This window comes from Pseudomonas mandelii, from assembly GCF_006438925.1.
GTDB classification, from domain to species: Bacteria; Pseudomonadota; Gammaproteobacteria; order Pseudomonadales; family Pseudomonadaceae; genus Aquipseudomonas; species Aquipseudomonas mandelii_C.
Genome location: NZ_RCZA01000001.1, coordinates 370,971 through 392,368 on the forward strand (window position 1 = coordinate 370,971; position 21,398 = coordinate 392,368).

Annotated in this window: 23 protein-coding genes and 1 other RNA gene; 9 read left to right on the forward strand and 15 right to left on the reverse strand. The window is 59.2% G+C overall.

The annotated features are described in order from the left end of the window. Nucleotides 1-105: 105 nt before the first annotated feature. The 7 genes from EAH74_RS01735 to EAH74_RS01765 form a co-directional block, all read right to left on the reverse strand. Nucleotides 106-1,722 (reverse strand): ABC transporter permease, encoded by a 1,617-nt coding sequence (locus EAH74_RS01735; RefSeq protein WP_140675299.1) that lies wholly within the window; start codon nt 1,720-1,722, stop codon nt 106-108. A 156-nt stretch (nt 1,723-1,878) separates the two neighbouring features. After that, nucleotides 1,879-2,883: an extracellular solute-binding protein gene (locus EAH74_RS01740; protein ID WP_140675302.1), complete on the reverse strand. Its 1,005-nt coding sequence runs from the start codon at nt 2,881-2,883 to the stop codon at nt 1,879-1,881. A gap of 221 nt (nt 2,884-3,104) precedes the next feature. Then, nucleotides 3,105-4,322 (reverse strand): 2-octaprenyl-3-methyl-6-methoxy-1,4-benzoquinol hydroxylase, encoded by a 1,218-nt coding sequence (locus EAH74_RS01745; protein WP_170206234.1) that lies wholly within the window; start codon nt 4,320-4,322, stop codon nt 3,105-3,107. A gap of 9 nt (nt 4,323-4,331) precedes the next feature. Further along, nucleotides 4,332-4,817, reverse strand: coding sequence for a DUF4442 domain-containing protein (locus tag EAH74_RS01750; protein ID WP_140675309.1), 486 nt, complete (start codon nt 4,815-4,817; stop codon nt 4,332-4,334). Next, the gene (ubiH, locus tag EAH74_RS01755) at nt 4,810-5,997 is read right to left on the reverse strand and encodes a 2-octaprenyl-6-methoxyphenyl hydroxylase (protein WP_140675312.1); all 1,188 of its coding nucleotides are present in this window, start codon (nt 5,995-5,997) and stop codon (nt 4,810-4,812) included. Before ubiH ends, EAH74_RS01750 begins: the two co-directional genes overlap by 8 nt. Further along, nucleotides 5,994-7,328: a Xaa-Pro aminopeptidase gene (pepP, locus tag EAH74_RS01760; protein ID WP_140675315.1), complete on the reverse strand. Its 1,335-nt coding sequence runs from the start codon at nt 7,326-7,328 to the stop codon at nt 5,994-5,996. The genes ubiH and pepP overlap by 4 nt, the downstream gene beginning before the upstream one ends. A gap of 27 nt (nt 7,329-7,355) precedes the next feature. Continuing rightward, on the reverse strand, nt 7,356-7,916 hold the full coding sequence (locus EAH74_RS01765) for a YecA family protein (protein ID WP_102616160.1): 561 nt from the start codon (nt 7,914-7,916) through the stop codon (nt 7,356-7,358). Between the two features lie 128 nt (nt 7,917-8,044). Here EAH74_RS01765 and EAH74_RS01770 point away from each other — a divergent pair, with 128 nt between their 5' ends. The 4 genes from EAH74_RS01770 (at nt 8,045) to EAH74_RS01785 (ending at nt 9,468) form a co-directional block, all read left to right on the forward strand. Continuing rightward, the gene (locus EAH74_RS01770; RefSeq protein WP_007982902.1) at nt 8,045-8,254 is read left to right on the forward strand and encodes a TIGR02449 family protein; all 210 of its coding nucleotides are present in this window, start codon (nt 8,045-8,047) and stop codon (nt 8,252-8,254) included. After that, nucleotides 8,251-8,568: a cell division protein ZapA gene (locus EAH74_RS01775; RefSeq protein ID WP_007942435.1), complete on the forward strand. Its 318-nt coding sequence runs from the start codon at nt 8,251-8,253 to the stop codon at nt 8,566-8,568. Before EAH74_RS01770 ends, EAH74_RS01775 begins: the two co-directional genes overlap by 4 nt. A gap of 30 nt (nt 8,569-8,598) precedes the next feature. After that, nucleotides 8,599-8,777, forward strand: a non-coding RNA gene (ssrS, locus tag EAH74_RS01780) — 6S RNA. Between the two features lie 85 nt (nt 8,778-8,862). Continuing rightward, complete coding sequence (locus EAH74_RS01785; protein ID WP_140675317.1) at nt 8,863-9,468, forward strand: 5-formyltetrahydrofolate cyclo-ligase; 606 nt, start codon at nt 8,863-8,865, stop codon at nt 9,466-9,468. A gap of 34 nt (nt 9,469-9,502) precedes the next feature. Here EAH74_RS01785 and EAH74_RS01790 read toward each other — a convergent pair whose 3' ends face one another. Then, nucleotides 9,503-9,655 (reverse strand): hypothetical protein, encoded by a 153-nt coding sequence (locus EAH74_RS01790; RefSeq protein WP_140675320.1) that lies wholly within the window; start codon nt 9,653-9,655, stop codon nt 9,503-9,505. A 201-nt stretch (nt 9,656-9,856) separates the two neighbouring features. On the opposite strand from EAH74_RS01790, the gene EAH74_RS01795 reads away from it, so the two are divergent. Then, nucleotides 9,857-10,309 (forward strand): EVE domain-containing protein, encoded by a 453-nt coding sequence (locus tag EAH74_RS01795; RefSeq protein ID WP_140675323.1) that lies wholly within the window; start codon nt 9,857-9,859, stop codon nt 10,307-10,309. Between the two features lie 143 nt (nt 10,310-10,452). Here EAH74_RS01795 and EAH74_RS01800 read toward each other — a convergent pair whose 3' ends face one another. After that, a complete protein-coding gene (locus EAH74_RS01800) occupies nt 10,453-10,860 on the reverse strand; it encodes a flagellar basal body-associated protein FliL (protein ID WP_140675326.1) in 408 nt (135 codons plus the stop codon). Nucleotides 10,861-11,010: 150 nt separating this feature from the next. On the opposite strand from EAH74_RS01800, the gene EAH74_RS01805 reads away from it, so the two are divergent. Beyond that, nucleotides 11,011-11,988, forward strand: coding sequence for an NADPH:quinone oxidoreductase family protein (locus EAH74_RS01805; RefSeq protein ID WP_140675329.1), 978 nt, complete (start codon nt 11,011-11,013; stop codon nt 11,986-11,988). Nucleotides 11,989-12,279: 291 nt separating this feature from the next. Next, nucleotides 12,280-13,629 (forward strand): glycerol-3-phosphate transporter, encoded by a 1,350-nt coding sequence (gene glpT, locus EAH74_RS01810; RefSeq protein ID WP_140675332.1) that lies wholly within the window; start codon nt 12,280-12,282, stop codon nt 13,627-13,629. Here the strand turns inward: glpT and EAH74_RS01815 are convergent. Beyond that, the gene (locus EAH74_RS01815) at nt 13,605-14,273 is read right to left on the reverse strand and encodes a gamma-glutamylcyclotransferase (RefSeq protein ID WP_129440131.1); all 669 of its coding nucleotides are present in this window, start codon (nt 14,271-14,273) and stop codon (nt 13,605-13,607) included. The genes glpT and EAH74_RS01815 overlap by 25 nt on opposite strands. Nucleotides 14,274-14,623: 350 nt before the next feature. On the opposite strand from EAH74_RS01815, the gene EAH74_RS01820 reads away from it, so the two are divergent. Continuing rightward, entirely contained in the window at nt 14,624-15,100 is a 477-nt protein-coding gene (locus EAH74_RS01820; RefSeq protein ID WP_170206232.1) for a sn-glycerol-3-phosphate transporter, read from the forward strand. A 14-nt stretch (nt 15,101-15,114) separates the two neighbouring features. On the opposite strand, the gene EAH74_RS01825 is transcribed toward EAH74_RS01820, so the two are convergent. From EAH74_RS01825 to EAH74_RS01845, 5 genes are all read right to left on the reverse strand, one after another. Continuing rightward, on the reverse strand, nt 15,115-16,083 hold the full coding sequence (locus tag EAH74_RS01825) for a CDP-6-deoxy-delta-3,4-glucoseen reductase (protein WP_140675335.1): 969 nt from the start codon (nt 16,081-16,083) through the stop codon (nt 15,115-15,117). Beyond that, nucleotides 16,083-17,549: a 4-hydroxy-3-polyprenylbenzoate decarboxylase gene (gene ubiD, locus EAH74_RS01830; protein ID WP_046045118.1), complete on the reverse strand. Its 1,467-nt coding sequence runs from the start codon at nt 17,547-17,549 to the stop codon at nt 16,083-16,085. The genes EAH74_RS01825 and ubiD overlap by 1 nt, the downstream gene beginning before the upstream one ends. Nucleotides 17,550-17,688: 139 nt before the next feature. Beyond that, complete coding sequence (gene rho, locus EAH74_RS01835; RefSeq protein WP_007942421.1) at nt 17,689-18,948, reverse strand: transcription termination factor Rho; 1,260 nt, start codon at nt 18,946-18,948, stop codon at nt 17,689-17,691. Nucleotides 18,949-19,195: 247 nt separating this feature from the next. After that, nucleotides 19,196-19,525, reverse strand: coding sequence for a thioredoxin TrxA (trxA, locus tag EAH74_RS01840; protein WP_008150340.1), 330 nt, complete (start codon nt 19,523-19,525; stop codon nt 19,196-19,198). Nucleotides 19,526-19,645: 120 nt separating this feature from the next. Then, nucleotides 19,646-20,353, reverse strand: coding sequence for a FadR/GntR family transcriptional regulator (locus tag EAH74_RS01845; protein WP_140675338.1), 708 nt, complete (start codon nt 20,351-20,353; stop codon nt 19,646-19,648). A 256-nt stretch (nt 20,354-20,609) separates the two neighbouring features. Here EAH74_RS01845 and EAH74_RS01850 point away from each other — a divergent pair, with 256 nt between their 5' ends. Further along, entirely contained in the window at nt 20,610-21,395 is a 786-nt protein-coding gene (locus EAH74_RS01850; protein WP_140675341.1) for a transporter substrate-binding domain-containing protein, read from the forward strand. The last annotated feature ends 3 nt before the right edge of the window (nt 21,396-21,398 follow it).

Here is a 21,398-nt window from a genome sequence, read left to right on the forward strand (position 1 = left end):
GTAAGCCTTGAAATAGAAGGCTTGCAGCCGATTTCAGCGACCTGATCCGTAGGACGGACCGCACCGAATGCCGCGCATTGTAGCCTCAAGGTGTAGGACTGGCACCTAGGCGTTTCGATGCGCTGAACGTCGAATCAATCCGATGACCGGTAACAGCCCGACCAAAACCAGGGTCAGGGCCGGCAACGAGGCCCTCGCCCACTCGCCTTCGCTGGTCATTTCGAAGATCCGCACCGCCAGCGTATCCCAGCCAAACGGGCGCATCAGAAGGGTCGCGGGCATTTCCTTGAGCACATCGACGAACACCAGCAACGCAGCGCTCAACGTTCCTGGCAGCAATAACGGCAGATACACTTTGAAAAACAGTCGTGGCCCACTGACGCCCAGGCTACGTGCCGCTTCGGGCAAAGATGGCCGTATTCGCGCCAGACTACTTTCCAGCGGCCCATAAGCCACCGCGATGAAACGCACCAGGTAGGCCAGCAACAACGCCGACAGGCTGCCCAGCAGCAATGGCTTGCCGGCGCCCCCCAGCCAACCCGACAACGGGATCACCACTTCGCGATCCAGGTAACTGAAGGCCAGCATGATCGACACCGCCAGCACCGAACCCGGCAAGGCGTAGCCGAGGTTGGCCAGGCTGATGCCGGTGCGGATCGCTCGGGTCGGGGCCAGACGCCGGGCAAACGCCAGTACTAAAGCAACACTGACGGTGATCAGCGCCGCCATGCCACCCAGGTACAGGGTATGGACGATCAGCCCTGCGTAACGCTCATCCAGGTCGAAGCGCCCGCGCTGCCAGAACCACACCACCAGTTGAAGTACTGGAATGACGAAAGCGCAGGCGAACACCAGACCGCACCAACTCATGGCCGCCAGCGCCTTGAAACCGCGCAGGTGATACAGCGCCTTGACCCGTGGTCGTTCGTTACTCGTCCGGTTGGCCCCGCGAGCACGGCGCTCGCCGTACAGCACGATCATCACCACCAACAGCAACAGGCTGGCCAGTTGCGCGGCGGTGGAGAGGCTGAAGAATCCGTACCAGGTCTTGTAGATCGCGGTTGTGAACGTGTCGAAGTTGAACACCGATACCGCACCGAAATCCGCCAGGGTTTCCATCAGCGCCAGCGCCACGCCAGCACCGATGGCCGGGCGCGCCATGGGCAACGCGACTCGCCAGAACGCCTGCCATGGGGATTGCCCCAGGACTCGCGCGGCTTCCATCAAGCCTTTGCCCTGAGCCAGGAACGCGGTTCGCGCCAACAAGTAAACGTAGGGATAGAAGACCAGCACCAGGACCAGAATCACGCCGCCAGTAGAGCGCACGCGCGGCAACCTCAAACCCGAGCCGAACCATTCGCGCAACAGGGTTTGCACGGGGCCGGCAAAATCCAACAGGCCGACGAAGACGAATGCCAGCACGTAGGCGGGAATGGCAAATGGCAGCATCAGCGCCCAGTCCAGCCAACGCCGACCGGGGAATTCGCAGAGGCTGGTGAGCCAGGCGAGGCTCACACCCAGGAACGTCACGCCGATACCGACGCCGAGCACCAGGGTCAGGGTATTGCCCAGCAGGCGCGGCATCTGGGTATCCCATAGGTGGGACCAGATCTGATGATCGATGGTTTGCCATGACAACAGCAAAACGCTGAGGGGCAGCAGGACCAGCGCAGCGATGGCGAAGACCAGGGGATACCAGCGGCGTTGGGCGGGGTGGGCCAAGGAAGGTCTCTCGCGGATAAATCGTGGAATTTAGGAAAACCGCAAAAAGATCGCAGCCTCGTTTCACTCGACAGCTCCTACATGGGTACACCATCCCAATGTAGGAGCTGTCGAGTGAAACGAGGCTGCGATCTTTTGATCTTTAACGCGCTGGACTCAGTTCCAACCCGCCCGATCCATCATCCGAATCGCTTCAGCCTGACGCTTGCCGGCAATTTCCACGGGCAAGGTATCAGCCACAAACTTGCCCCAGCTCGCCACTTCTGCAGAAGGCTGAACCGCAGGGTTGGCCGGGAATTCCTGGTTCACGTCAGCAAAGATCTTCTGCGCTTCAGGTGTGGTCATCCATTCCACCAGGGCCTTGGCCGCTTCCGGGTGCGGGGCGTGTTTGGTCAGGCCGATGCCCGACAGGTTCACGTGCACGCCACGGTCGCCCTGGTTCGGCCAGAACAGCTTCACCGCCAGGTCAGGCTTCTGCTTGTGCAGACGACCGTAGTAGTACGTGTTGACGATACCGACGTCGCATTGACCCGCGTTGATGGCCTCCAGCACCGCGATGTCATCCGAGAACACGTCGGTGGACAGGTTATTCACCCAGCCCTTGAGAATCTTCTCGGTTTTGTCGGCGCCATGGACTTCGATCATGGTGGCGGTCAGGGACTGGTTGTAGACCTTCTTCGACGTACGCAGACACAGGCGGCCTTCCCAGTTCTTGTCGGCCAGACCTTCGTAGGTGGTCAACTCACCGGGTTTCACCCGATCGGTGGAGTAAGCGATGGTCCTCGCCCGCAGACTCAGGCCAGTCCAGGCATGGGCGGATGAGCGGTATTGCAGCGGGATGTTGGCGTCGATCACCTTGGAGGTGAACGGTTGCAGGATGCCCATTTGCTCGGCCTGCCAGAGGTTGCCGGCATCGACGGTCAGCAGCAGATCCGCGGTGGCGTTCTCGCCCTCGGCCTTGATCCGCTGCATCAGCGGTGCTTCCTTGTCGGTGATGAACTTCACCTGCACGCCGGTTTTCGCGGTGTAGGCATCGAAGACCGGTTTGATCAGCTCGTCGATACGCGAGGAGTAAACCACCACCTCATCAGCGGCCTGGGCAGCGGTGCTGCCAATCAGGGTCAGGGCGAGCGCGGTCAGTAGACGCTTCGGTACCAACATGGGTGCGATCTCTCGATTGAAAAATTGAAGCCAAATGATATGGACTCACATTTCGCTTCTCAATCGAACAGTTCGCGGAGGCGTTACCAGATGTTGCACAGCCTGAAATTGATGGTGGAGGTACCCCGCCTTCGCGAGCAGGCTCGCTCCCACACTTGGAATGCATTTCAAAATGTGGGAGCGAGCCTGCTCGCGAAGGGGCCATCAGACACAGTGAATACTCAGGCCTTGGCGAGTGCCGGCAGATCCCCGGTCAACCCCAGCGCCTCACGCACGAACAGCGCCTTGGCTTCGGGCATTTGGTCGACCATCTTTAACCCGGCATTGCGCAACCAGCGAATCGGCAACGGATCAGCCTGGAACAGGCGCTCGAAGCCCTCCATCGCCGCCATCAACGCCAGGTTGTGGGGCATGCGCCGACGTTCGTAACGGCTGAGCACTTTCACATCAGCCAGACGCTCGCCGCGCGTGGCCGCTTGCAACAGCACTTCGGCCAGCACGGCGGCATCGAGAAAACCAAGGTTCACGCCCTGCCCGGCCAATGGGTGAATGGTGTGCGCCGCATCACCGATCAACGCCAGACCTTCAGCCACATAACGCTTGGCATGACGCTGCCGCAGCGGTACGCACAGACGTGGATCGGCGCTGAGCACCTTACCGAGTCGGCCTTCGAAGGCCCGCTCCAGCTCTTTGCAGAAACCGTCGTCATCCAGCGCCATCAGGCGTTCGGCTTCGCTCGGTGTGGTCGACCAGACGATCGAACACCAATCCTGCTGACCATCACGCTCCAGCGGCAAAAACGCCAGCGGACCGTTGTCGGTGAAGCGCTGCCACGCGGTCAGTTGATGAGGTTTGGTGCTGCGCACGCTGGTGACAATCGCGTGGTGCATGTAGTCCCACTCGCGCGTCGCCATGCCGGTCAGACGCCGAACGGCGGAATTGGCGCCATCCGCTGCGATCACCAAAGGTGCGCGCAAGGTGCGGCCATCGGCCAGGGTCAGCAGCCAGTCATCGCCGGAACGACGCATTTGCTCCAGGCGCGCGTTGGCCAACATTCCGAGATCGCAGTCGTGCAAGCGGTCGAGCAAGGCGTCCTGAACCACGCGGTTCTCGACGATATGCCCCAGCACGTCGGCATGCACACTGGTTGCCGAAAAATGAATCTGCCCGGTGCCGCTGCCGTCCCAAACCTGCATGTCGGTGTAGGGGCTGCTGCGCCGATTGGCGATGCCGTCCCAGACGCCCAGACGTTCAAGAATCCGCTGGCTGGCAGCCGATAAGGCGCTCACTCGCGGTTCGAACGAAGCCTGGGCATCGAAGGGTTTGACGCTCAGGGGGCTGCCGTCCAGCAGCAGGACTTCCAGCCCGCTGTCCTGCAACGCCAGCGCCAGGGCGCTGCCGACCATTCCGGCCCCGACAATCAGCAGATCTGCGCGCATTTCCATGCTTTAAGCCTGTCTCGCTTGCGGCTTGAGCCGCACGTAAAGGGTTTTTCCGACCCGCGCCACCAAAGTGCCGGCGCCGTCATGAATATCGACCTGCAATTGCGGCAGGTACTTTTCGCCATCCGCTGTCTGCCGACGGATTTCGTCGAGCAAGGTATCGTCGATTCTGAAGCTGGCGAAGACCGGGCCTTTGCCCGGCGCAATGAAATCGATGTCGGCGGCTTTGTCCCAGACGATGTACTTCGGTCCGAGGTTTTCCAGCAGCATCAGCATGTAGAACGGATCAACCATCGAGTACAGGCTGCCACCGAACTGGGTGCCGACGTAATTTCGGTTGTACCAGCCCAAGCCCATGGACACCCGGATGTCACGGAAATCATCACTGATGTATCTCACTCGGACCCCGGCGCCGAGGTACGGTGGGTAGTAGCTCATCACCCAACACATCAACCGCGCTTTGCCGAACTTGTTGGTCAGCCACTTAAGCATCGGGACGCGTTCCCAAACCCATAGCCTGCCGGGCGAACCAGCGTTTGGCCGGCGGCAACAGGTCCAGCCCGAGCAGACCGATGTTGCGGCCCAGGGAAACCAATGGTTGAGTGCTGCCGAACAAACGGGTGACCTGATCGGAGAAACCCACGGTCAGGTTCTGATCCAGACGCTGACGCTCGCGGTAGGCCTGCAAGGTCGCAAAGTTTCCGGGAGATGTTTCGCTGGCCAGCAACGCATCGGCCAGCGCTTGAGCATCACGCAAAGACAGGTTGAAACCTTGCCCGGCAATCGGGTGCAGGCTGTGGGCAGCATTGCCGAGAATCGCCAGGTGCGGACGCACCTGCTCTTCGGCCTCGATCAATGTCAGCGGGTACAAATGCCGCGCGCCAACCTGCTTCAAAGTGCCGAGGCGATAACCGAACACGCCTTGCAACTCGCTGAGGAAGCTCTTTTCATCGAGGGCCGCGAGCCGTTGCGCGTCCATGCCCAATCGAGTCCAGACCAGTGCGCAGCGGTTTTCCGGCAATGGCAACAAGGCCATCGGCCCGTCATCGGTGAAACGCTCGAAGGCCATGCCGTTGTGCGCTTCACTCGGCGTGATGTTGGCAATCAACGCGCTCTGGTTATACGGGCGCTTTTTGATGCCGATCCCCAGTTGCTCGCGCAGGCCGGAACGGCCGCCATCAGCCAGCACCGCAAGATCGCATTCCAGAGTGGTTTCGTCATTGAGGGTCAGGCGATAGCCATCGGTCAGCGGCTCCATGCGCGTGACTTCCGCCGGGCAACGCCAGCTGATCACGTCCTTGTCCAGACCTTGCCAGAGGCATTGGCCGAGCCAAGCGTTTTCCACCACATAACCCAGCGCCGGAACACCCTCTTCCATCGCTGACAATCGCGCGGTGGAGAAGCGTCCACGGTCGGAGACATGAATCTGTTTGATCGGCTCGGCGCGGCGGGAGATTTCCTGCCACACGCCCAAGCGTTGATAAATCTGCTTGGCGCCGTAGGACAACGCCGAAGAACGGGCGTCGTAGCTCGGTTGATAGGTGTCGCCGGGGGCAAACGGTTCGATCAGCACGATCTTCCAGCCACGAGCCTTGGCCCCGGCCTGCAGTGCCAACGCCAGACTGGCGCCGACCAGCCCCCCACCGATGATTGCCAGATTGACTCGACTCATGCCGCTTGTGTCCGCGCGGCGGCCATCAAGGCCTCGATCTCGGCGACCGTTTTCGGTACGCCTTTGGTCAGGATTTCACAGCCGGTTTTGGTGACCACTACGTCGTCCTCGATGCGCACGCCAATGCCGCGCCATTTCTTCGCTACGTTCTGGTTGCCCGGGGCAATGTAGATGCCCGGTTCCACGGTCAGCGCCATGCCGACTTCCAGCACACGCCATTCGCCGCCGACCTTGTATTCGCCGACATCATGCACATCCATGCCCAGCCAGTGGCCGGCGCGGTGCATGTAGAACGCTTTATAGGCTTCGCTGGCGATCAACTCGTCGACGTCGCCCTGCAACAGGCCCAACTTCACCAGACCGGCGGTAATCACCCGGACCGTGGCTTCGTGGGCCTGATTCCAGTGTTTGTCCGGGGCGATTTCGGCAAACGCGGCTTCTTGCGACGCCAGCACCAGCTCGTAGATTGCCTTCTGTTCCGCTGAATACTTGCCATTGACCGGCCAGGTGCGGGTGATGTCGCTGGCGTAGCAGTCGATTTCGCAACCGGCATCGATCAGTACCAGATCGCCGTCCTTGAGCACCGCGTCATTCTGCTGGTAATGCAGGATGCAGCTGTTGCGCCCTGCGGCGACGATCGAACCGTAGGCCGGCATTTTCGCCCCGCCTTTGCGGAATTCGTAATCGAGCTCGGCTTCGAGGCTGAACTCATGCAGCCCCACACGACTGGCCTGCATCGCGCGGATGTGTGCCTGTGCGGAAATCCGTGCGGCTTCGCGCATCACTTTCACTTCTGCCGCCGATTTATACAGGCGCATGTCGTGAAGCAGATGATCCAGGGCAACGAATTCGTTCGGCGGCTGGGCGCCGAGGTGCGCTTTAGAGCGGATCACGTTGATCCAGTCCATCAGGTGCCGGTCGAATTCCGGGTTGCTGCCCATGGCCGAATACACCCGGTCACGACCTTCGATCAGGCCCGGCAGTATGTCGTCGATGTCGGTGATGGGGAAGGCGTCGTCGGCGCCAAAGTCGCGAATCGCGCCTTCCTGCCCGGCGCGCAGGCCGTCCCACAACTCTCGCTCGGCATTGCGTTCACGGCAGAACAGTATGTATTCGCCATGTAAACGTCCAGGCATCAAAACGATGACCGCCTGAGGCTCTGGAAAACCGCTGAGGTACTGGAAGTCGCTGTCCTGACGGTAGACGTGCTCGACGTCGCGGTTGCGGATCGCAACGGCGGCGGCGGGCAGGATGGCGATGCTGTTGGGTTCCATCTGCGCCATCAGGGCCTTGCGGCGACGGCTGTATTCCGATTTCGGGATATGAATCATGGGCAGATGGCTTTCCCTGGCGCGCGATTAATGCAACGACGGTTTGGCGGCAGCCGGCGCGTCCGGCTTTTTGTTTTCGGTGAACAGCAGCAGCGGCGCGACGCGCAGGTACTCCATCACTTCCATGTAATCGCTTTCGCCGTCGTCGGACTCTTCCAGAGCGTCTTGCACCTGTGAAATAGCCGCCAGGTCCTGAAGTACTTCGGTGGCCTCGGTGCTCAGCATGCTGCTGTCACGGCAGTTCAGGCCAAAACCGCTGAGGAAACCCTGGCACCATTGGCCCAGTGCGGCGGCGCGGTCGGCCAGTGGTTCGTCATCGGTCGGCAGCAGCAGAACGACGGTCACGTCGTCGCCGGTGAGCTCGCCCTTGACCATCTCCTGCAAGCCGATCAAGGCGTTGCGGACATTATCCTGCGGCTCGCTTTCGAGCAGCTCGGCGGCATCGACCAGCCAGCCTTCGGCATCGAAACCGGCACCAGCGCAGCTGCGGCCGAGCAACAGGCCATGCAGTTCGGCAGGCGAGACATTATGACCGCTGGAAGTCAGCAGTTTGGCGAAGGCTTGGTACGGGGAATTCTGAATGGGCATGGGCAGCTAGGCGCCAGACGGCGCTATGTCTAGAATGAAGGCCTTGTATCCTACATCGACAGACTCGCCAAGACTATTAAAGGCTGTCCGCCAGCTACCACTCATCAAGCACAAATTCAGTGGACACAATGGAAGACACCGACCTGCAAGCGCTGATGGCCAGACTCGAACTGCTAATTACCCGCGTCGAGCAACTAAAGAGTCAAAACGGACTCCTATTAGCTCAGGAAAAGACCTGGCGCGAGGAACGCGCTCACCTCATTGAAAAGAACGAAATCGCCCGGCGTAAGGTCGAATCAATGATTTCGCGCCTCAAGGCCCTGGAGCAAGACTCATGAGTTCAAGCAATAGCGTTACCGTGCAGATCCTCGATAAAGAGTATTCGATCATCTGCCCCCAGGAAGAACGCAGCAACCTGGTGAGCGCCGCCCGTTACCTGGACGGCAAGATGCGCGAAATCCGCAGCAGCGGCAAAGTCATCGGCGCCGATCGCATCGCCGTGATGGCCGCCCTGAACATCACCCACGATCTTCTGCACAAGGAAGAACGCCCGGATGTACAGGCCAGCGGCTCGACCCGCGAGCAGGTTCGCGACCTGCTGGATCGCGTCGATCTGGTGCTTGCAACCGATCCGGACGTCACCAAGGGCTGAAACGCGAAACCGCTTGGGGTATACTCGCATCACTCCCTGGGGTGCTTGCCAGTTGGCGATGTCCCTGAGCCGATTTGCTATACCCTGGAGGTTGCACGTTGGGCTGGTGTGCATGTCCGCTAGACGGAAAGCCTTAAAGCCTACTGCATCTTCCACCTTGAACTTTCGGGTTCAAGGGCTAAGTCGACAGCGGTACATCCGGGGAGCCTGATTCCAGTCCGATGCCGGTTTAAATACCGGCATCGGCTTTTTTACGGGTACGCTTTACGTACTCGTACTGCCGAAGCCGAATCCATGACCGAACCTGCGCTGCTGCCCCGCCCGCAACTTCGACGCATGCTGCGCAAGGCCCGCCGCGCACTGACTCCCAGTCAGCAACGCCAGGCCGCTCGCGGGCTGTACAAGCAATTGGCCCAGCAGCCGCTGTTTCGCCGCGCAAAACACATCTCCCTGTATCTGCCCACCGACGGTGAAATCGATCCGCGTGTTTTGCTGCGTGCCGCTCAACGTCGGGGCAAGGCAACGTATCTGCCGGTGCTCAGCGCCTGGCCACGAACCAAAATGGTGTTCCAGCGAATTCGCCCCGGTGAAAAACTGAAACCCAACCGCTTTCGTATTCTCGAACCCCGGCACAACCTCGCCCGGCAACGCAAAGTCTGGGCGCTCGATCTGGTGCTGTTGCCATTGGTGGGATTTGACGATGTCGGCGGACGCCTGGGCATGGGCGGTGGTTTTTATGATCGAAGCCTGGCGTACCTGGCACGACGTAAAAACTGGCGCAAGCCGACGCTATTGGGGCTGGCCCATGAATGTCAGAAGGTCGAACGATTGGCTCAAGCGAGCTGGGATGTGCCGTTACAGGGAACGGTGACAGACAAGGCGCGGTATTTCGCCGGCTAGACGCCACTGGAATCAGCGGCGTCCGAAGACAGTTTCAGCGTCTGAAGGCCGACGGCTGTTGTTGCTGCGCGATTTCGATCGGAGCGTCGGTCTTGTTGCTCCACAGGCTTTGGGCATAGCCGGTGGTCACGACGCCGAGGCCGAACAAAATAACCAAAATCCATAGTAAATCCGGTTTGCGTTTCATCGATTGCCCCCCAAAGGCACATCAACACGATGACAGCAGCGGTTTCCGTTGTAGGTGTAGGCCGTGCAGCAGCGTCAAGCTTAGAAGGCCGGCATTTTGCGACAACGTGAACCGACACGCAAACGCTGGCGTCAACCGACCGTCGGTTTGTCATAAAATTCCCTGACAACTTGCCCACCCACTTCGCAAGGAGCAAAAACCATGGCTTATTGGCTGATGAAATCCGAGCCCGACGAGCTCTCGATCAAGGGCCTGGAGACGCTTGGCAAAGCGCGCTGGGACGGGGTTCGCAACTACCAGGCACGTAATTTTCTGCGGGCCATGGCCGTGGGCGACGAGTTTTTCTTCTATCACTCCAGCTGCCCCGAACCGGGGATCGCCGGGATCGGAAAGATTGTCGAAGCCGCGTATCCGGACCCGACGGCGCTGGAGCCGGAGAGTCATTACTTCGATCCGAAAGCCACGGCAGAGAAAAACGCCTGGAGCGCGATCGATGTCGCGCATGTCGAGACGTTTCCCAACGTGCTTAAGCTGGATTACCTGAAACAGCAGACCGCGCTGGCCGAGATGCCGCTGGTGCAGAAAGGCTCGCGACTGTCGGTGATGCCGGTGACCGCGGAGCAATGGGCTGCGGTGATTGCGCTCAAGCCATAGATTTGCGGCGCTTTTCAGAATGCCATCGCGAGCAAGCTCGCTCCCACATTGGGTTCTGCGTCGGATGCAAAACTTGCAGCCACTGGAGTTCAATTGTGGGAGCGAGCTTGCTCGCGATGAGGCCGGTTCAGACAACAAAATTCTTACTGGATGATCAGGTTGTTGAACAACAGATCCTCAACCACCGGGTTGCCGGTTTCGTCGCTCATGATTTGCTGGGTCTGCTTAAGGGCTTCCTGACGCAGCTTTTCCTTGGCCTCGACGTTGTTCATCGCTTCAGTGGTCTGCTGGGAAAACAGCGCCACCAGTTGATTACGAATCAACGGCTCATTGGCTTTCACCAGTTTGGTCGCCTCATCACCGGTCACTCGCAATGCCACATCGGCCTTGTAGACCTTGAGCTTCGGCGTCCCGTCCAGCCCATAGTTGCCCACGAATGGCGGGCTCAGGGTGATGTAATTAACCTTCGGAGCTGCACCTTCTTTGGCTTCTTCGGCCATCGCTGCCACAGGCAGAGACAGGGCCAGCAACAACATGATCCACGCTTTCACAATTCGCTCCTTATCCGGTTTGCGGCCTAGCATAACGACCCGCCGCTCAAGCACAAGCTTATGGCTGACTATCAGGGCCGGGCATGCTCGTTGACCCATCGACTCACACACCTACACTTATCGGCCATCACTCCCAAAGGAATAGCCCTGATGAAAGCCGTGCTGTGCAAAGCCTTCGGCCCTGCCGAATCGCTGGTGCTGGAAGACGTCGCCAGTCCTGTCGCGAAGAAGAATGAAATCCTGCTGGACGTGCACGCCGCCGGGGTGAATTTCCCGGACACGCTGATCATCGAGGGCAAATATCAGTTCAAGCCGCCCTTCCCGTTTTCCCCGGGCGGCGAAGCGGCTGGCGTGGTCAGCGAAGTAGGCGAAAAGGTTAGCCACCTCAAGGTCGGCGACCGCGTCATGGCGCTGACCGGCTGGGGCAGTTTCGCTGAACAGGTCGCGGTGCCGGGCTACAACGTGCTGTCCATCCCGCCATCGATGGACTTCAACACCGCCGCCGCGTTCAGCATGACTTACGGCACTTCGATGCACGCGCTCAAGCAACGGGGCAACCTGCAACCGGGTGAAACCTTGCTGGTACTCGGTGCTTCCGGCGGTGTCGGTCTGGCCGCCGTGGAAATCGGCAAAGCCATGGGCGCCCGCGTGATCGCCGCCGCCAGCAGCGCCGAAAAACTCGCGGTGGCCAAGGCTGCCGGCGCCGATGAGCTGATCAATTACAGCGAAACCAGTCTCAAGGACGAAATCAAGCGCCTGACCGATGGCCAGGGCGCCGACGTGATCTACGATCCGGTGGGCGGCGACCTGTTCGACCAGGCCATCCGCGCCATTGCGTGGAACGGCCGCCTGCTGGTGGTCGGCTTCGCCAGCGGACGCATCCCCGAACTCCCCGTGAACCTCGCGCTGCTCAAAGGCGCAGCGGTGGTCGGCGTGTTTTGGGGCTCGTTTGCCCAGCGCCAGCCTCAAGACAACGCGGCGAACTTCCAGCAATTGTTTGGCTGGTTTGCCGAGGGCAAGTTGAAGCCGCTGGTGTCGCAGGTGTATCCACTGAGCAATGCGGCGCAGGCGATCAATGATCTTGGCCAGCGCAAAGCGGTTGGGAAAGTGGTGGTTCAGGTTCGCTGAGCCCAATAAAGCGGTCTGGACTTCAAATGAAGTTGTTCAGACCGCTTATTTCCCATTCAAACGAAGGACATTTCCCAAAGCCTCGTCCTACCCTGTACTGAAATGCGGCATGTAGACCTGTAAGTAATGTTTCCCACAACGCCCTACATTTATACCTGAGCGACATGTTCATAAAAGAACATTCAATCTTCAGCATTTCCGCTATTTGGCCGATGCGAACCGGTGCTATTTTCGGTAACGAAACTGTAACATTCGCATCCGCAGTCAAAACAAGAAATCTGGAGCTTTTGAATGTTTGCTTTCTTTCGTCCTGCCGCACATCAGGCTCCATTGCCTGAAGAAAAAATAGACAGCACCTACCGACGCCTTCGCTGGCAGATCTTCGCCGGGATTTTCTTTGGCTATGCGGGGTATTACCTGCTGCGCAAGAACTTCTCCCTGGCCATGCCGTACCTGATCGACGAGGGTTACACCCGTGGTCAGCTGGGTTTGGCGATGTCGGCGATCGCGATTGCCTACGGCCTGTCGAAGTTCCTCATGGGACTGGTGTCCGACCGCTCCAACCCGCGTTACTTCCTGCCCTTCGGCCTGCTGGTTTCGGCCGGGGTGATGTTCATTTTCGGTTTCGCGCCCTGGGCTACGTCCAGCGTCACCATGATGTTCATCCTGCTCTTCATTAACGGCTGGGCTCAGGGCATGGGCTGGCCACCGAGCGGCCGGACCATGGTGCACTGGTGGTCGCAGAAGGAACGCGGCGGCGTGGTGTCCGTGTGGAACGTGGCGCACAACGTCGGCGGCGGTTTGATCGGTCCGCTGTTCTTGCTCGGCATGGGCTTGTTCAATGACTGGCACGCTGCGTTCTACGTACCGGCAGTGGTCGCTCTGGCGGTGGCGGTGTTTGCCTTCATGACCATGCGCGACACCCCGCAATCGGTCGGCCTGCCGCCGATCGAGAAGTACAAGAACGACTATCCCGAAGGTTACGACGCCAGCCACGAAGACGAATTCGGCGCCAAGGAAATCTTCGTCAAGTACGTGCTGCGCAACAAAATGCTCTGGTACATCGCCATGGCCAACGTCTTCGTCTACCTGCTGCGCTATGGCGTACTGGACTGGGCACCGACCTATTTGAAAGAAGCCAAAGGTTTCAACGTGGATAAAACCTCGTGGGCGTACTTCTTCTACGAATGGGCCGGGATCCCGGGCACGCTGCTGTGCGGCTGGATGTCGGACAAGATCTTCCGTGGCAACCGTGGCCTGACCGGCATGGTGTTCATGGCATTGGTGACTATTGCGACCTTGGTGTACTGGCTCAACCCGGCCGGCAACCCGACAGTCGACATGATCGCGCTCGTCTCGATCGGCTTCCTGATTTACGGCCCGGTGATGCTGATCGGCCTGCAAGCGCTGGAACTGGCTCCGAAGAAAGCCGCCGGTACGGCAGCGGGCTTCACGGGTCTGTTCGGTTATCTGGGTGGTTCGGTCGCGGCCAGTGCAGCGATGGGCTACACCGTGGACCACTTCGGCTGGGACGGCGGTTTCGTGCTGCTGATCGGCGCATGCTTACTGGCGATGGCCTTCCTGGCGCCGACGCTGTGGCACAAACAAGTCGCCAGTCAGAGCCGCGAAGCAATCGCCTGATCGGCCTTTGATTTGCAGCGCTTGAGCCGCGCCTCCAGATTCCGGTCTGGCATGGCGTGGCTACGCAGGGCGTGGGCGGTCTGCTCGACATAATCGCGAGTAGTGCCGTAACGCCCGCAAGCGTTTTCGAAAACGTGGCTCAGCACGTGATCCGGCAAGTTGCCCGCATAGCTGGGCAGATGCCGCTCCAATACAAACCCCAACGCCTGAACCTGACTTCCGTCTTCAAGACGGCAGTTGAGCCAGTGTGGGCGATAGGACGGGAATGGCATTTCGCGCTGCCAAAGTGCGTAAAGAGAGGCTTCAAGTTGTTCTTCAGGCAAGCGATAGGCGAAGCCGCTGCAAGAACCACCGCGATCCAGGCCGAATACCAGCCCAGGCACTTCGGGTGTGCCGCGATGTTCGTGGGACCATAAATACAAACCGCGATGGTAGCCATGCACACGACCACGCACTCGCTCCACCGCTGCGCATTCGGGACGCCAGATCAGCGAGCCGTAAGCGAACAGCCACACCGGCCCGCCCTTGTGGCGCGCCATCGTCGACTGCATCGAGCTGAGCAATTGTTCGTGCGTGAGCTGCGGCCCCAGATCGAGCCGCGGAGGGTAAGCCAGATTCAAAAAAGCAGATTCAATGGCACTCATGGCGATGAAATTTCGGCCCTGCAATCATTACAAAATATAAGCAACATTCACGTCATAGAACATATAGCAGTAATACTAAAACGAAAAGTGCTAAGAGACAGTCAACCTTCCGGAGCCGCCATAAGCCATCAAATGCCGAAGCTGAAGGCCTGCCCATATACCCTAATACCATTTAGAAAAACTCTTAAATACCAGAATGAAATATACATAAGCATTCGCGCGTCTAGGATAAAGACCACTTAGGAGAAACTTCCTACACATCGTTCAGCTTTTCCATCTGCCCGTTGCGGTATGTATTGCGTATAACGACCACCCCAGGCGCAAGCCAAACTGCCTTACAGGCCTGAACAATGAAAAAACCATGGATTTACGGACTACTTCTGGTGCTCATGGCGCGGCTTTCGCTGGCAGAAGATACCGCCGGGAAAGACACGGGCTCCTGGTATTTGCAGGCCAGCGTCTACACCAAACACTACTCCGACGACTCCGATCACAATAACAATCAGGACCTCATCGGCCTTGAGCGTGAGCAAGCGTCCGGCTGGTTGTTTGGCGGCGCAACTTTTCGTAACTCGTTCAGCCAGCGTTCATATTATGCGTATGCGGGCAAACGCTACGAGAGCGCCGACTATCCCGTGTACATCAAATTGAGTGGTGGTTTGCTACAAGGTTACAGCGGCAAGTCCAAGGACAAGATCCCCCTGAATCACTTCGGCGTCGCGCCGGTGATCATTCCTTCAATCGGTGCACACTACGGACCGGTTGCAGCCGAGCTGGTGTTGCTCGGCTTCAATGCCGTCATGGTGACGACTGGGGTGCGCTTCTAGAACGGCTCGCCCACCTAGGATCGCGGGGCGTAAGCAAATACATCGGCGCGCATTTGATGGGCGTCCATCCCGGCTTCGACCAAAGCATCCAGTGTGCCGTAGACCATGGCCGGAGAGCCGCTGGCGTAGACATGCAAGGATTTCAGATCCGGAAAGTCCTCACACACCGCTTCGTGCAACATGCCGCAACGTCCCTGCCAGCCACATGAATCGCTGACGATTTTATGCAGGAACAGATTGGGCAGCTTGAGCCATTCATCCCAATGTTCGACCTCATAAAAGTCCTCGGGACGACGCACGCCCCAATACAGATGCACTGGATGTTTGAAGCCCGTGGCACGGCAATGTTCGATCAGGCTATGAATCTGGCCCATGCCGGTGCCCGCAGCGATGAGCACCAATGGCCCATCGGGCAATTCCGCCAAATGTGTATCGCCGAACGGCATTTCGATCCGAACCATGGGGTTGCGTTGCAACTGGTCGATCAGGCTCAGCGCACTGCTTTCGCGCGCCAGTACATGAATTTCCAGATCACGCCCGCCATGCGGTGCCGAAGCCAGGGAGAACGCGGATTTCTCACCATTCTCGCGCTCGATCATCAAGTACTGACCGGCGTGATAACGCGGCGGCTTGCCGGCCGGCGCTCGCAGACGCACACGCCAGGTATCGCCGCCGACGTCCCTGCATTCAATGACCTGACACGACAAGCTGCGCACCGGTAATTCTCCCAGCGCGAGCACGCCATCCCACAGCACGATGCAGTCTTCCAGCGGCTCTGCAATGCAAGTGTAGAACTCGCCATGGTCGCGCACACCGCCTTCCTGTTCGACCCGCCCTTCCACCAGCAGTGCGGCGCACACGTGGCAATTGCCGTTTCGACAGCTTTGCGGGCATTCGTAGCCCAAACGCCGCGCGCCATCGAGAATCCGCTCGCCGGGCAGAATCTGTAGCACTGCTCCGGAGGGCTGCAAGGTTACACGCATCAATCTATTCCTAACTGATTCCAGATGGCATCGATCCGCTGGGTAACGGCTTCGTCCTTGACGATCACCCGGCCCCACTCGCGAGTGGTTTCGCCCGGCCATTTATGCGTGGCATCGAGCCCCATCTTCGAACCCAGGCCGGAAACCGGCGAGGCGAAGTCCAGGTAATCGATCGGCGTGTTGTCGATCATCACCGTGTCGCGCTTGGGGTCCATGCGCGTGGTGATGGCCCAGATCACGTCGTTCCAGTCGCGTGCGTTGATATCGTCATCACAGACGATAACGAACTTGGTGTACATGAACTGTCGCAAAAACGACCAGACACCCAGCATTACCCGCTTGGCATGGCCGGGATACGACTTCTTCATGGTCACGATGGCCATGCGGTACGAGCAGCCTTCGGGCGGCAGGTAGAAGTCGGTGATCTCCGGGAACTGCTTTTGCAGGATCGGCACGAACACTTCGTTCAGCGCCACACCAAGAATAGCCGGCTCATCCGGTGGGCGGCCGGTGTAGGTGCTGTGGTAAATCGGTTTGATGCGGTGGGTGATACGCTCGACGGTGAACACCGGGAAGCTGTCGACTTCGTTGTAGTAGCCGGTGTGGTCGCCGTACGGGCCTTCATCAGCCATTTCGCCCGGATGGATCACGCCTTCGAGGATGATCTCGGCGGTGGCCGGCACTTGCAGGTCGTTGCCTCGGCACTTCACCAGTTCGGTGCGGTTGCCGCGCAGCAGACCGGCGAAGGCATATTCGGAGAGGCTGTCCGGCACCGGCGTCACGGCACCGAGAATCGTCGCCGGGTCAGCGCCCAACGCCACGGACACCGGGAACGGCTGGCCCGGATGCTTCTCGCACCACTCGCGATAATCCAGCGCGCCGCCACGGTGGCTCAGCCAACGCATGATGACCTTGTTGCGGCCAATCACTTGCTGACGATAGATGCCGAGGTTCTGGCGATCCTTGTTCGGGCCTTTGGTGACGGTCAGACCCCAGGTGATCAGCGGGCCAACGTCACCGGGCCAGCAGGTCTGCACCGGCAGCATCGCGAGATCGACGTCGTCGCCTTCGATGACCACTTCCTGGCACACCGCGTCTTTGACGACTTTCGGCGCCATGGCGATGATCTTGCGGAAGATCGGCAGCTTGGACCAGGCATCTTTCAGGCCTTTCGGTGGCTCGGGTTCCTTGAGGAACGCCAGCAGTTTGCCGATCTCGCGCAATTCGCTGACCGCTTCTGCACCCATGCCCAGCGCCACGCGCTCAGGGGTGCCGAACAGGTTGCCGAGCACAGGGATGTCATAACCCGTGGGCTTTTCGAAAAGCAGGGCCGGACCTTTGGCACGCAAGGTGCGGTCGCAGACCTCGGTCATTTCGAGCACTGGGGACACCGGAACCTGGATGCGCTTGAGTTCGCCGCGCTTTTCCAGGCCGCTGATAAAGTCGCGCAAGTCGCGATACTGCATGCGTGAGCCTCGTGTTGGCCGTGCCGTTCGGGGGTGGCAGTTTAGCGCCGAACCCCTCTATTCAGAACCACGAACTGCCGGTTCATCAAAAATCAGATAGCAAAAAGCCGGGTTTCCCCGGCTTTTTGGCCTGTTCGACTTACTTGCGTTTCATCGACAGGAAGAACTCATCGTTGGTCTTGGTCGTTTTCAACTTGTCGACCAGGAACTCGATGGCAGCGATTTCGTCCATCGGGTGCAACAGCTTGCGAAGGATCCACATGCGTTGCAACTCGTCGTCGGCAGTCAGCAACTCTTCGCGGCGGGTGCCGGAACGGTTGATGTTGATGGCCGGGAAGACGCGTTTTTCGGCGATACGACGATCCAGCGGCAGTTCCATGTTGCCCGTGCCTTTGAATTCTTCGTAGATCACTTCGTCCATCTTCGAGCCGGTTTCAACCAGCGCGGTGGCGATGATGGTCAGCGAACCGCCTTCTTCGATGTTCCGCGCGGCGCCGAAGAAACGTTTCGGTTTCTCCAGGGCATGGGCATCGACACCACCGGTGAGTACTTTGCCGGAGCTCGGGATCACGGTGTTGTAGGCGCGAGCCAGACGAGTGATGGAGTCGAGCAGGATCACCACGTCCTTCTTGTGTTCGACCAGGCGCTTGGCCTTCTCGATCACCATCTCGGCAACCTGCACGTGGCGGGTTGGCGGCTCGTCGAACGTCGAGGCAACCACTTCGCCGCGCACGGTGCGCTGCATTTCGGTCACTTCTTCCGGACGTTCGTCGATCAGCAATACGATCAGATGAACTTCAGGATTGTTACGCGCGATGTTGGCTGCGATGTTCTGCAGCATGATGGTTTTACCGGCTTTCGGCGGTGCAACGATCAGACCGCGTTGACCTTTGCCGATCGGGGCGCACAGGTCGATGACACGACCGGTCAAGTCTTCGGTGGAACCGTTGCCGGCTTCCATCTTCATGCGCACGGTCGGGAACAGCGGGGTCAGGTTCTCGAAGAGAATCTTGTTTTTCGCGTTCTCGGGACGATCGTAGTTGATCGTGTCGACCTTGAGCAGCGCGAAATAACGCTCGCCTTCCTTGGGAGGACGGATCTTGCCAACGATGGTGTCACCGGTGCGCAAGTTGAAGCGACGGATCTGGCTCGGCGAGACATAGATATCGTCTGGGCCGGCGAGATAGGAAGCGTCAGCGGAGCGAAGGAAGCCGAAGCCGTCCTGGAGAATCTCCAGCACGCCATCACCGGAGATTTCCTCGCCGCTTTTAGCGTGCTTTTTGAGCAGGGAGAAAATCACGTCCTGCTTGCGCGAACGGGCCATATTTTCTATGCCCATCTGTTCGGCCAATTCGAGCAGTTCGGTAATCGGCTTTTGCTTGAGTTCAGTCAGATTCATATAGGAATGACGTAATCATTTATGGAGGGGGGGAAATTAAGCTTTTGGCTTAATGAGGCCGCGCCGCAGAGAAGGCGACAGGATCGCGTACTTATTCGAAAAGGAGTGCGTCGGCGACGGCTAGCAGGGGGCAGTGGAGAAACCAGTGCGGGGCCGAATGTACCACCTGAGTTTCGGAGCGTCTAGCCCTGAATAACGAAAAGGCCCCGCAATGTGCGGGGCCTTTTTGATGACGCTTGAACGACGCTTAGATGTTGGCGTCGAGGAAGGCAGCCAGTTGCGACTTCGACAGCGCGCCAACCTTGGTTGCTTCAACGTTGCCGTTCTTGAACAGCATCAGAGTCGGGATACCACGCACGCCGTGCTTGGCCGGGGTTTCCTGATTTTCGTCGATGTTCAGTTTGGCAACGGTCAGCTTGCCTTTGTAGGTTTCAGCAATTTCGTCCAGAACAGGAGCGATCATTTTGCAAGGGCCGCACCATTCAGCCCAGTAGTCGACCAGTACAGCGCCTTCGGCCTTGAGGACGTCGACGTCGAAGCTAGCGTCGGTGACGTGTTTAATAAGATCGCTGCTCATGGAAGTCTCCAGGTTGTAAGCAAAAAAACGTGGCCCATCATAGCTGCCCTTCCCTCGTTCAGGAAGGTGCAGATGATTGAGTCTCGCTATGGTGCCGCATGAGTTTGGGTATAGCCCAAGTCACGAGGTGGCGGGAGCGACGAAGGCAATTCCTGTTCGCAGTGCCGCGTTACGCACATGTTCGTGCATGGCCTTCTGCGCTGCACCGGATGCCCGCCGGGCCAGCGCGCGGAGGATTTTGCGGTGTTCCTGCCAGGTTTCCATGGCCCGCTCTGCCCGGATGAACGGTAGTTTCTGGCTCTCCAGAAAAATGTCGGCGCTGGCCGTCAGGATGCTCAGCATCGCCTGATTGCCGCTCGCCAGCAGGATGCGCCGGTGAAACTCGAAATCCAGTCGCGCCGCGGCCTCGAAGTCGCCGGCCTTCAATTCGATGCGCATCGCGGCGACGTTATCTTCCAGTGCATCGAGCTCGTGAGTACTCAGGGTCACCGCCGCCAAACCGGCGGCAAAACCTTCCAGGGCATAGCGCAACTGGAAGATGTCCAGCGGCGAGGCTTGCGCCGCAAATGGCCAACTCACCGCCGCATCACCTCGCGGCAAATCAACCGGTGACTGCACGAACACACCTTTGCCCGGCTGGATGCTGATCACCCCCAACGCACTCAATGACGACAACGCTTCACGCAGCGACGCACGACTGACGCCCAGTTGCACCGCCAAATCCCGTTGCGAGGGCAAGGCATCGCCCGGCCCGAATCCTTGTTCGGTGATCAGTTTACGGATGGCTTGCAGCGCCACTTCAGGTACGGCGCGGGAGATCGAGTTCATGGTTTTTCAGACGAACCAGGCCAATGAGCGGTTAGTTGTAAAGCTATTCGCGACGCCCGGCAAGTCGTGCCCCATGGGGGTTCGGAGATATTCATGGATGCGCTATCGGGGTGCGAAATTGCGCACGACTGTTCAGACCAGTAAGACCGATTGACTCCAGCAAAACCGTGGCCTTGCGCCCCCAAAACCCGATATTGGCACGGCCCATGCTCTGTCGATCCGCAGAAATCACTTCTCGCCGATTCGGAGATTTGCCATGACCTTGCGTTACCGCGCCCTCCTCGCAACCCTGTTTGCCAGCCTGATGCTCAGCCAGGCGCCCGCCCACGCCGACGGTCTGGAGGATGTGGTCAAGCGCGGCGTCCTCAAGGTTGCCGTACCTCAGGACTTCCCGCCCTTCGGCTCGGTCGGCCCGGACATGAAACCGCGCGGCCTGGACATCGATACGGCAAAACTGCTGGCCGACCAACTCAAGGTCAAACTCGAGCTGACGCCGGTCAACAGCACCAACCGCATTCCGTTCCTGACCACCGGCAAGGTTGATCTGGTGATTTCCAGCCTCGGCAAGAACCCCGAGCGCGAGAAGGTCATCGACTTCTCCCGTGCCTATGCGCCGTTCTACCTCGCCGTATTCGGCCCGCCGGATGCCGACATCAAAGGCCTGGACGACCTCAAGGGCAAAACCATCAGCGTCACCCGTGGCGCTATCGAAGACATCGAGCTGACCAAAGCCGCGCCCGAAGGTGTGACCATCAAGCGCTTCGAAGACAACAACTCGACCATCGCCGCTTACCTCGCCGGGCAAGTCGATCTGATCGCCAGCGGCAACGTGGTGATGGTGACCATCAGCGAGCGCAACCCGAAACGCATTCCGGCGCTGAAAGTGAAGCTCAAGGATTCGCCGGTCTACGTCGGCGTAAACAAAAACGAGCCGGCGCTGCTGGACAAGGTCAACCAGATCCTCGCCACCGCCAAGACCGACGGCGCGCTGGAGAAGAACTCCCGGACCTGGCTCAAAGAGCCGCTACCGGCCGATCTCTGATCG

Bases quoted from the DNA above. Each gene is read 5' to 3' on its own strand.
- EAH74_RS01765 (WP_102616160.1), bottom strand. From the start codon at position 7,916: ATGCCCATTCAGAATTCCCCGTACCAAGCCTTCGCCAAACTGCTGACT.
- pepP (WP_140675315.1), bottom strand. From the start codon at position 7,328: ATGATTCATATCCCGAAATCGGAATACAGCCGTCGCCGCAAGGCCCTG.
- EAH74_RS01825 (WP_140675335.1), bottom strand. From the start codon at position 16,083: ATGCGTGTAACCTTGCAGCCCTCCGGAGCAGTGCTACAGATTCTGCCC.
- EAH74_RS01775 (WP_007942435.1), top strand. From the start codon at position 8,251: ATGAGTTCAAGCAATAGCGTTACCGTGCAGATCCTCGATAAAGAGTAT.
- EAH74_RS01815 (WP_129440131.1), bottom strand. From the start codon at position 14,273: ATGAGTGCCATTGAATCTGCTTTTTTGAATCTGGCTTACCCTCCGCGG.
- glpT (WP_140675332.1), top strand. From the start codon at position 12,280: ATGTTTGCTTTCTTTCGTCCTGCCGCACATCAGGCTCCATTGCCTGAA.
- EAH74_RS01750 (WP_140675309.1), bottom strand. From the start codon at position 4,817: ATGCTTAAGTGGCTGACCAACAAGTTCGGCAAAGCGCGGTTGATGTGT.
- EAH74_RS01770 (WP_007982902.1), top strand. From the start codon at position 8,045: ATGGAAGACACCGACCTGCAAGCGCTGATGGCCAGACTCGAACTGCTA.
- EAH74_RS01850 (WP_140675341.1), top strand. From the start codon at position 20,610: ATGACCTTGCGTTACCGCGCCCTCCTCGCAACCCTGTTTGCCAGCCTG.
- trxA (WP_008150340.1), bottom strand. From the start codon at position 19,525: ATGAGCAGCGATCTTATTAAACACGTCACCGACGCTAGCTTCGACGTC.
- EAH74_RS01745 (WP_170206234.1), bottom strand. From the start codon at position 4,322: ATGCGCGCAGATCTGCTGATTGTCGGGGCCGGAATGGTCGGCAGCGCC.
- EAH74_RS01795 (WP_140675323.1), top strand. From the start codon at position 9,857: ATGGCTTATTGGCTGATGAAATCCGAGCCCGACGAGCTCTCGATCAAG.
- EAH74_RS01820 (WP_170206232.1), top strand. From the start codon at position 14,624: ATGAAAAAACCATGGATTTACGGACTACTTCTGGTGCTCATGGCGCGG.
- ubiH (WP_140675312.1), bottom strand. From the start codon at position 5,997: ATGAGTCGAGTCAATCTGGCAATCATCGGTGGGGGGCTGGTCGGCGCC.
- EAH74_RS01785 (WP_140675317.1), top strand. From the start codon at position 8,863: ATGACCGAACCTGCGCTGCTGCCCCGCCCGCAACTTCGACGCATGCTG.
- EAH74_RS01805 (WP_140675329.1), top strand. From the start codon at position 11,011: ATGAAAGCCGTGCTGTGCAAAGCCTTCGGCCCTGCCGAATCGCTGGTG.
- EAH74_RS01790 (WP_140675320.1), bottom strand. From the start codon at position 9,655: ATGAAACGCAAACCGGATTTACTATGGATTTTGGTTATTTTGTTCGGC.
- EAH74_RS01845 (WP_140675338.1), bottom strand. From the start codon at position 20,353: ATGAACTCGATCTCCCGCGCCGTACCTGAAGTGGCGCTGCAAGCCATC.
- ubiD (WP_046045118.1), bottom strand. From the start codon at position 17,549: ATGCAGTATCGCGACTTGCGCGACTTTATCAGCGGCCTGGAAAAGCGC.
- rho (WP_007942421.1), bottom strand. From the start codon at position 18,948: ATGAATCTGACTGAACTCAAGCAAAAGCCGATTACCGAACTGCTCGAA.
- EAH74_RS01740 (WP_140675302.1), bottom strand. From the start codon at position 2,883: ATGTTGGTACCGAAGCGTCTACTGACCGCGCTCGCCCTGACCCTGATT.